The organism is Bacillus sp. 05T31, from assembly GCF_056396725.1.
In genome coordinates this window covers 1-8,244 of sequence record NZ_JBFTMA010000188.1, presented here as the reverse complement: position 1 = coordinate 8,244, position 8,244 = coordinate 1, and the positions used below count along the sequence as shown (strand labels likewise).

9 protein-coding genes and 2 pseudogenes are annotated in these 8,244 nt (G+C 35.9%); 6 read left to right on the top strand and 5 right to left on the bottom strand.

Annotation, left to right across the window (positions count from 1 at the left end):
* On the top strand, positions 1-79 hold a 79-nt coding region (locus tag AC1DJR_RS13595; RefSeq protein WP_153043349.1), incomplete at its 5' end, for an IS3 family transposase.
* Between the two features lie 136 nt (positions 80-215).
* Here AC1DJR_RS13595 and AC1DJR_RS13590 read toward each other — a convergent pair.
* Both AC1DJR_RS13590 and AC1DJR_RS13585 read right to left on the bottom strand, forming a co-directional pair.
* On the bottom strand, positions 216-800 hold the full coding sequence (locus AC1DJR_RS13590; protein ID WP_429687687.1) for a DUF3238 domain-containing protein: 585 nt from the start codon (positions 798-800) through the stop codon (positions 216-218).
* 136 nt (positions 801-936) lie between these two features.
* Positions 937-1,491 (bottom strand): DUF3238 domain-containing protein, encoded by a 555-nt coding sequence (locus AC1DJR_RS13585; RefSeq protein WP_477002814.1) that lies wholly within the window; start codon positions 1,489-1,491, stop codon positions 937-939.
* On the opposite strand from AC1DJR_RS13585, the gene AC1DJR_RS13580 reads away from it, so the two are divergent.
* Positions 1,483-1,956, top strand: coding sequence for a MarR family winged helix-turn-helix transcriptional regulator (locus tag AC1DJR_RS13580; protein WP_131247296.1), 474 nt, complete (start codon positions 1,483-1,485; stop codon positions 1,954-1,956). The two genes, AC1DJR_RS13585 and AC1DJR_RS13580, sit on opposite strands and share 9 nt — an antisense overlap.
* A 78-nt stretch (positions 1,957-2,034) precedes the next feature.
* Here AC1DJR_RS13580 and AC1DJR_RS13575 read toward each other — a convergent pair.
* The 3 genes and pseudogenes from AC1DJR_RS13575 to AC1DJR_RS13565 all read right to left on the bottom strand — a co-directional run.
* A pseudogene (locus AC1DJR_RS13575) lies at positions 2,035-2,125 on the bottom strand (neutral/alkaline non-lysosomal ceramidase N-terminal domain-containing protein); the annotation flags it as partial.
* Positions 2,126-2,227: 102 nt separating this feature from the next.
* Complete coding sequence (gene spoVR, locus AC1DJR_RS13570; protein ID WP_477002813.1) at positions 2,228-3,643, bottom strand: stage V sporulation protein SpoVR; 1,416 nt, start codon at positions 3,641-3,643, stop codon at positions 2,228-2,230.
* Between the two features lie 117 nt (positions 3,644-3,760).
* The gene (locus AC1DJR_RS13565; protein WP_477002812.1) at positions 3,761-4,321 is read right to left on the bottom strand and encodes a nitroreductase family protein; all 561 of its coding nucleotides are present in this window, start codon (positions 4,319-4,321) and stop codon (positions 3,761-3,763) included.
* 232 nt (positions 4,322-4,553) lie between these two features.
* Between AC1DJR_RS13565 and AC1DJR_RS13560 the strand changes: the two genes are divergently transcribed.
* The 4 genes and pseudogenes from AC1DJR_RS13560 to AC1DJR_RS13545 all read left to right on the top strand — a co-directional run.
* A complete protein-coding gene (locus AC1DJR_RS13560; protein ID WP_477002811.1) occupies positions 4,554-5,150 on the top strand; it encodes a hypothetical protein in 597 nt (198 codons plus the stop codon).
* Positions 5,151-5,275: 125 nt separating this feature from the next.
* Positions 5,276-6,781, top strand: coding sequence for a spore germination protein (locus AC1DJR_RS13555; RefSeq protein WP_429687682.1), 1,506 nt, complete (start codon positions 5,276-5,278; stop codon positions 6,779-6,781).
* Complete coding sequence (gerYC, locus tag AC1DJR_RS13550; protein ID WP_477002810.1) at positions 6,778-7,860, top strand: spore germination protein GerYC; 1,083 nt, start codon at positions 6,778-6,780, stop codon at positions 7,858-7,860. Before AC1DJR_RS13555 ends, gerYC begins: the two co-directional genes overlap by 4 nt.
* A 12-nt stretch (positions 7,861-7,872) precedes the next feature.
* Positions 7,873-8,244 (top strand): annotated as a pseudogene (locus AC1DJR_RS13545) (GerAB/ArcD/ProY family transporter); the annotation flags it as partial.

Sequence of the window (8,244 nt, the reverse complement as noted above, 5' to 3'; positions counted from 1 at the left end):
TTATAATACAAAACGGATAAAGGCAAAATTAAAAATGAGCCCGGTGCAATACCGGACTCACTTTTATCAAGCTGCCTAATGAAATAACCGTGTCTAATTTTTAGGGGTCACTTCAATTTCATTGGCTTTTGCATTTCTCAACTACACTGCTTGGTAGTCCAACTAATTCATTTCATTTACGAATCAAGGAATCAACCGTTTTATTATCCTACTTCTTATAATCTCTTTGTAAAACTATAATCCATTTCTCCACCTAACGCTTCAGGTGTATCACCAGTTTCTCTAAAATCATGTGTATAAATTTGTTCAAATGAACCGAAATCTACTTGCTTATAAAATTCGAAACAAGGGAATCCATCATGGTCTCCTTGAATATCAATACTACCATCCTTGTTCACACATACAGTTAATAAATAGTCCACAGGAGGGGCATACACATTTAACGGATTACTAGCGCTTGCACTCATTTTGAATTGCACACCATCAGAATTCCATGAAATATCCGTACACACAATATTTTCAGTACTCGCTTTTCCTGTTCTTTTATTCACAGAACCATCTGGATTTGTGACCTTCTCTGTCGTAATACCCGTGTTTGCATATGAAAACACTTCTTCTTTATAAAAGTCCACTACTACCTCTTGCTCAACTCTAGAGCGCATAGTATTTACCGCATGTGGTGTAAACTCACGTGAATCACCTTCGAATTGGATTACTTTCCCTGTTTGTACATCCTTCCGCGGTTCTGTCCAAGACACTGGAATAAATACACTGGCTCTAATTTTAACGATATTCGTCATAAGAAACACCCCTGTAATTCTAATTTTATATACTGCATACTATTGAATAAAATAGACCACAATTTCAATCCTAGAACCAATAGCTTTCTCTTTTACGTTTGCTACTTCCTTCTRAAAAATAGCGCTATATTTATATCTAGATTKTCGYTTTAAARCTATATTCCATTTCTCCAGCTAGTGCTGCTGGGGTATCATCCGTTTTCCTGAAATCATGTGTATATATTAATTCAAATGAACCAAAGTCGATTTGTTTATAAAATTCATAGCAAGGAAAACCATCATGTAAACCTTCAACATGCACAGTACCACTTTCATTAACTCGTATAGCCAAAAAATAATCAGCTGCAGGTGCTGCCGCGTTTAACGGATTACTTGCACTTGCTCTCATTTCAAAKGAAACTTCATCTTCACTCCATACAATATTTGTACATGCAATGTTTTCTGTACTTGTTTCTCCTTTTTGATACTCAATTGAGCCATCTGGATTTGTAATTTTCACAGTAACGATACAAGCATCTGCATATGTGAAAATTTCTCTTTTATAAAAATCAACAACCACTTCTTGTTCTAATCTTGAACGCTTTGTGTTCACAGCGTATGGTGTAAATTCACGTGCATCTCCGGCATATTCAAACACTCTTCCCGTCGCAGGATCCTGACTATAAGTAAGGAGGTTATATACATGACTCATCAAACACTTAACGAACTAGATCTTACATCACTTTTATCACTATCTTTCAGCACATTAATTACTGAACTACATGATAGATTAAGTGAATTAGGATTTGAAGATATTAGGCCAGCGCACGGTTTTATGTTCAAACGCATCCTTCCTAACGGAGCAACCGGTATAGAACTAGCTGAATCTTTAGGGGTTTCAAAACAAGCCATAAGTAAAATGGTAGATTCTCTTGAGAACAGTGGTTATGTCACGCGCCAAACGCATCCTACTGATAAAAGAGGTAAAATTATTGTTTTAACCGAGCGTGGTTTAGCAGTAATGAAAGCAAAAGAAGAAATAGTAGCTGAAATAGAACAACGATGGATTGCCAACATAGGTGCAGAACGAATGCAAATGCTTAAAGAGGATTTAACAACATTCGTTACTAAAGAAAATACAGGAAAATTATCATCGAGCATACGACCTGTTTGGTAAACAAAAACTCCATATAAAAAACGAATCCACTTTGATTATTCTTTTTCAAAATGGATTCGTTTTTTACAGCTTTATTAAAATCATTGATTCCTGTATCTCGATGATATCCGATAAAATCAATACCTAAAGGCGGCGTAATATCCACCTTGCATACCMCTATTTTGCTCATTTGAATCGCTCTCCTTCTATATATCCCACCTACTTAAAGATAGCATATTTAACTTTGTTCCAAATAAAAAACGGACACAGTATTCTATGTCCGTTCTTTCCATCACACATACTTCCGATGCACCATCTTCCCATCATAAGAAAACACAACGCCCTTACTCTCCACAATCGATTCCATATGCACTGTTCTTCCCCATAGCTGATGAAGATACGGTAATACTTTTTCTAAGTATTTTAAATCTAGCTCAATTCCTTCATAGCTATGTTTAATGTACAATTCCCCATTCTTTAAGTAGTCGCCATCTTCTACTACTAAGTACGGGAAACCTCCATTCGTACGCATATTTACAAGTTGATCACGCACATGTTCCCATTCTTTATCAATTACTTTATATTCTTTTCCTTGGCGCTGGAATAAGTACATATCTTCTCTCATTACAAGTTTTTTATTTAAATAGTTTCTTAGGAACGATACATCCCATTCAATCTCCCGTACTTCAAAGATTTTGTCACGACCAGAACCAGGTTTCACACCGCGTCGTTTCATTTCTTCTGTCGGGTTGTTATAGCGCTCTTCAATATCTTCAAACATTTTAATACCGAGGTAGTATGGATTAATACTTGTTTTTGATGGCTGTACGACACCTGCATTAAGCTTTGCAAATTCGATTGCTTCACCAGATGTTAAGTCCATTTCACGAAGTATGCGTTGATGCCAATATGATGCCCACCCTTCATTCATAATCTTCGTTTCAAGCTGTGGCCAAAAATATAACATTTCCTCGCGCATCATCGTTAATATGTCGCGCTGCCATTCTTCTAGCTCACGGCTATATTCTTCAATAAAGAGGAGTAAATCTTTTTCTGGCTGCGGTGGGATTTTCTTCTTTTTATGCATATTAGGTCGTGCCCTCTTTTTGTTTCGATCATCTAAATTCCATAAATCATCGTACTGTGATATCTTTTTCTTTTCTACATCCTCTTCTAAATCTTCAATACTCCATGCAAGTTTCGGACGCATAAGCGATGGATCAATATGTTCTTGAATGGCAAGTACGGCATCTAAAAATGTTTCTACCTCTTCTCTTCCATACTTATGTTCATACGCCTTCACACGATCTGCTGTCGCTGCCATACTCTCCACCATATCGCGTTTCGTATTAGARAAACGAATATTATTTTTGAAGAAATCACAATGTGCTAAAACGTGCGCCACGATTAATTTATTTTGAATTAAAGAATTCGTATCTAATAAAAAGGCGTAACATGGATTAGAGTTAATAACGAGTTCATAAATTTTACTAAGTCCCAAATCGTATTGTAATTTCATTCTGAAAAATTGCTTTCCAAAACTCCAATGCGAAAATCTCGTCGGCATCCCATATGCACCAAATGTATAAATAATTTCCGCTGGACATACTTCATAGCGCATCGGATAAAAATCAAGACCAAATCCAGTCGCAATTTCAGTAATTTCAGCAATCGCATATTGTAGTGCTTTATCGTCACTTGCTCTCATTATTTTCCCTCCTTACACTTTCCCTTAAGAAAGTGTATGATGAGGAACAAGCTTTCATGAGGATTGATTGCATAATAAAAAGACACCCTCTAAAAAAACGAGAATGCCTCTTTCTAATTAACCTTCAATGATCTCCATCTTCTCCGTAATCGGTGTACGAGCTTTTCCTTCTGGTGCTTTATCGAAATAGCCGATATGAAGAATTCCAATGATGCGTTGACCTCTTGTTAAACCAATTCCTTCTATAAATAGTGGATTGTAGTTTAATCCACCTGATTTCCAAACRCASCCTAAGCCGCGTTCCCAAGCAAGTAATTGGAAGTTTTGCATAAATGCACATGTTGCAGCGTAATCTTCGTCACGTKGAATTTGACGCGGATCTTCATTAATGTAAACAACGATTTGTGCAGGTGTGCTTAAGAAACGGTCAGATAAAATTTTGCCGCGTTTCGCTCTTTCTTCTTCTGTGAAAGAGTTTAATACTGCGTCTACTAATTTCTGACGGCCTTCTTCAATGTATAATTTACAATTCCATGGCTCRCGATGTTTATGATTYGGTGCCCATGTTGCRTCGTTTAATAGTTCAATTAATAGCTCTTTTTCTACTTCTTTATTTGTAAATGTACGAACAGAACGTCTTTCTTTAATAACGTTTGCGATGGAAGTATATGTAGTCATATGTATCTCTCCCCTATTTTCATCTATATGTATAACATTTTCATTGATATTGATTTTCAATTTCGATTATAACCTAGTTTTTCACTATTAATCAATGTTTTATGTTGGAAAACCAAGAAAAACTTCTTTTTATACTGTGAATAAAAAAACTTAACTTGTTCACAAGTTTTTCACATTTTATGGAAATGATAAGTGTACAGTTTTCCACATTATCCATCTAGGAGGAGTTTATATGTACAAGAAAATCGTAGTAAGTATGACTATGGCAGCATTATTGTGCGGGATATCTGTCTTTCCTGCCTCTGCTGCCACGCCAAAAGAAGTAACAATGCACCATCATAAGCCTATTTCAGAAGAAGAAATGCAATCATTAGAAAAACTCGGCTATAACAAACATGAAATTTGGAAAGCTGCTCACATTGCAAGAATAAGTAAAAAAGAAATTAAGGACGTTTTAGCTTACTATAAGCAAAATAAATCTTGGGAGAAAACAGCACAGCATTTCGGTGTAGACCCAAGTAAATTGAAAAAGCATCATATGAATAAAGAAACGAAAAAAGCACTACTGCAAAAATTAGCAAATATGCAAAAGTCCACACCAGATGGACTGAAACAAAAAATGAAAGAATATAACATCGGCTTACGYCARCTYRCSGTGTTAACAATCATCKCTCAAAAAAGTAATACCCCTCTYGAYGATGTACTAAAAATGAAAAAAGATGGSATGGATATTAAACAAATTGCGGAAAAATTAAATGTTAAAAAAGAAGATATACGGGCAGAAATGATTAAATTAGTGAAGTCTATTAAAGAAAAGAAAACAAATTAGCCTGTCAAAAAGGAAGAGATATTCAATACTCTTCCTTTTCTTTATGAACTTTCAATTTCCAAGTATAAATTCCCCCATTTCCCAAAAACTAACATAAGTAAATGATGTATGTAAGGGGTGAAGCAATGTTTCGTTTATCATCTAAAAAGAAAAAAAAAGCACTCTGTTCTATTCCGGAGTTTATCCACACTATGAAAGAATCTAGTGATTTCGTGTCTTATAACGTAGTAGACGATGGAACATTGTGTTTGTTTTATTATAAATCTACAGCCGAATCACTCCTCATTAATCGATTCATTTTAACACCTATAAAAAGAGAGTTAGATCACATTGAAAATATAAGTGATATAGCAAATATCGTCACACTCGAGGAGATCATCACCAATCCTTCTATTGATGATATTCGTGAAAAATTATTAAGTGGGTATGTACTTATACAGCTGAAAAATGATTCTCAAGCAGTTGAATATGCACTTATTCGTGCCGAGAGTTCAGTTTTAGGTACACGGTTATATAACGATACAGAAAATGAATACAGTGTAATCGGTCCAAAAGTTGGATTTGTTGAAAATATTGATACAAATATACACTTACTTCGCCGGAATATTGTAACGGAGCAATTAGTTTTCAAAGAAGTTGTAGTTGGCTCTATATCAAAAACAAAAGTCGTAGTTGCTTACATTGAAGGCATTACGAATGAGCAGCACGTTAATACTGCGATGCAGCGCCTACAAGACATTGACTTTGATGTTCCTTTCGATGCGACTATGATTGAACAGTTTATTAGTGATAACAGCAACTCTCCCTTCCCTGTTTTACTCCCTACAGAGCGTTTAGATCGCTCCGTTTATGCATTATTGAATGGAGGAGTTGTCATTTTAACAGACGGTTCACCATATGCATTAGCTGGACCAGCGACATTACTCGATTTCTTCGTCTCTCCAGAAGATTATTATTTACCATGGATAGCAGGCTCATTTCTTCGAATGGTTCGCTTTTTCGGAGCAGCATTCTCGCTATTTTCATCAGCTATTTATACAGCTGTATTAACGTATCACTATCAAATGATTCCGGCCGATTTACTAGGTCCGATTATTTTTTCAAGAGCTAATGTACCCTTTCCGCCCATTTTAGAAGCACTTTTTTTAGAAATCACAATCGAATTGCTCCGTGAAGCTGGAGCACGATTACCTACAAAAGTTGGACAAACAATCGGCATCGTTGGCGGGATTGTAATTGGCCAAGCATCTGTTCAGGCTGCTTTAACGAGTACCATTTTATTAATTGCAGTTGCTTTATCAGCACTCGCTTCTTTTACAACACCCACTGTAAAAATGTCTTCTACTATCCGGATACTACGATTTCCACTTATTCTTTTAGCTGGCGCATTTGGGGGCTTAGGTCTCATTGTAGGATTCGTATTCATATTAGCTCATTTAATTCGCTTAAAATCACTTGGATCACCTTATTTATTACCTTTATATCCATTTCGCGGTTTAGGGACAGCAGAAGGTCTCCTGCGCTTACCATTTAGTCAAACTGCAGAACGCGCCTCTTTTCTGAGGCCAAAAAAGAAATGGCGCTATGATCCAAACAAAGCGAAAGAAAAACGCGATGGTGAGGAAAAATGAAAAATATTTTACTCTGCTTTTCCATTATCATTTTAATTTTCCAATCCGGCTGTACACAAACGAATATAGTTGATACGCAGCGAATTATTCATGTGGGTGGATTCGATATAACGAAAGAAAAAMAATTYCGTGGGACGATTCTCTATCCTGATTACACAAGGGGTGTGCAATCAAAACCACAAACTCAGTCAACTACTGCAGGCACAATTGAAACAATATCTTCACTCTTAAATGCCAAATCGCCACATACTATCGCTGTGGGTCAAATGCGTGTTGTTCTATTTGGAAAATCATTTGGCGAACGTGGAATTGGGGATGTTATTAACAACTTACAACGTGATCCTAACATTGGCCGAGACGTACAACTAGCACTTGTAGACGGTTCAACAGAAAAACTACTTAAACATGTCAAAACAAATGGATCGCTATATTTGTCTGATTTACTGGAGCAAAACATAGAAAACGAGACAATTCCTCGGACCGCTTTAAACATTTTCTTGTATAACTTTTATTCATCAGGATGCGATCCATTTCTTCCTTATATTAAAGTTGATGAAGACAGGTCCGCTTCCATTAAAGGAATTGCTTTTTTAAAAAAGGATAAAGTGGCTATGTATACAGATAAAAAAAGGTCCTTTTTATTTAAATTGCTCATTAATCCTACTAAAAATGGTCGTTACGAAGTTCCGATACGTCAAGGTAAACATAAAGGATTAATCGCAACTCAAAACTTATCTGGAAAAAGTTTTTGTTCCCTTTCCCAAAACGGTGACATTCCGAAAGTTAACATCCACTTAAAATTAAATGGACTCATAAAAAACGCTCCCGACTGGCTTGATTTAGCAAAGAACGAAAATATAACTTATGTAAAAAAACATGTAGAAAAAACACTTGAGGAACATTTAAACGAATTAATAAAACAATTTCAAGAAAAAGAAATCGATCCAATCGGGATACGAGAAGAAATTCGTAGCCATTCAAGAAAATGGACTATAAAACAAATTCAAGAAATGTACCCTAATGTAGACGTTGCMGTTAATGTGMAAATTAATGTCGTWCAATCTGGTATCGGAGAATAGTGAGGTGCTRTAATGGCTGRACAAAATAAAACAMATACTGTTTCCCCTTATTTCRCATTTCTTCTATTACACTCCCTTCAAATYGGAGTAGGTGTGTTAGGATATCAACGAATTATTGCGCAATATGCTGGCTATGATGCTTGGATTTCCCTTATTGTTGCAGGTATTGCAACTCATATCGTGCTCTTTTGCATGCTTAAAATGTTAGAAAAAGATAATGATTTAATAAATATTCATACGACATGTTTCGGAAAGTGGAATGGAACCTTTTTTTCCGTTTGCTTTGCCGCATAACTTCTATTATTTTGCCTTACTGTTCTTCGTACATATATTGAAGTCATTCAAGTTTGGGTCTTTCCTACAATTAAACCCTGGAAATTAACC

What these genes read in the sequence shown, in the direction of transcription:
- AC1DJR_RS13590 (WP_429687687.1), bottom strand. Translation starts at nt 800, where the DNA reads ATGACGAATATCGTTAAAATTAGAGCCAGTGTATTTATTCCAGTGTCT.
- AC1DJR_RS13580 (WP_131247296.1), top strand. Translation starts at nt 1,483, where the DNA reads ATGACTCATCAAACACTTAACGAACTAGATCTTACATCACTTTTATCA.
- AC1DJR_RS13555 (WP_429687682.1), top strand. Translation starts at nt 5,276, where the DNA reads ATGTTTCGTTTATCATCTAAAAAGAAAAAAAAAGCACTCTGTTCTATT.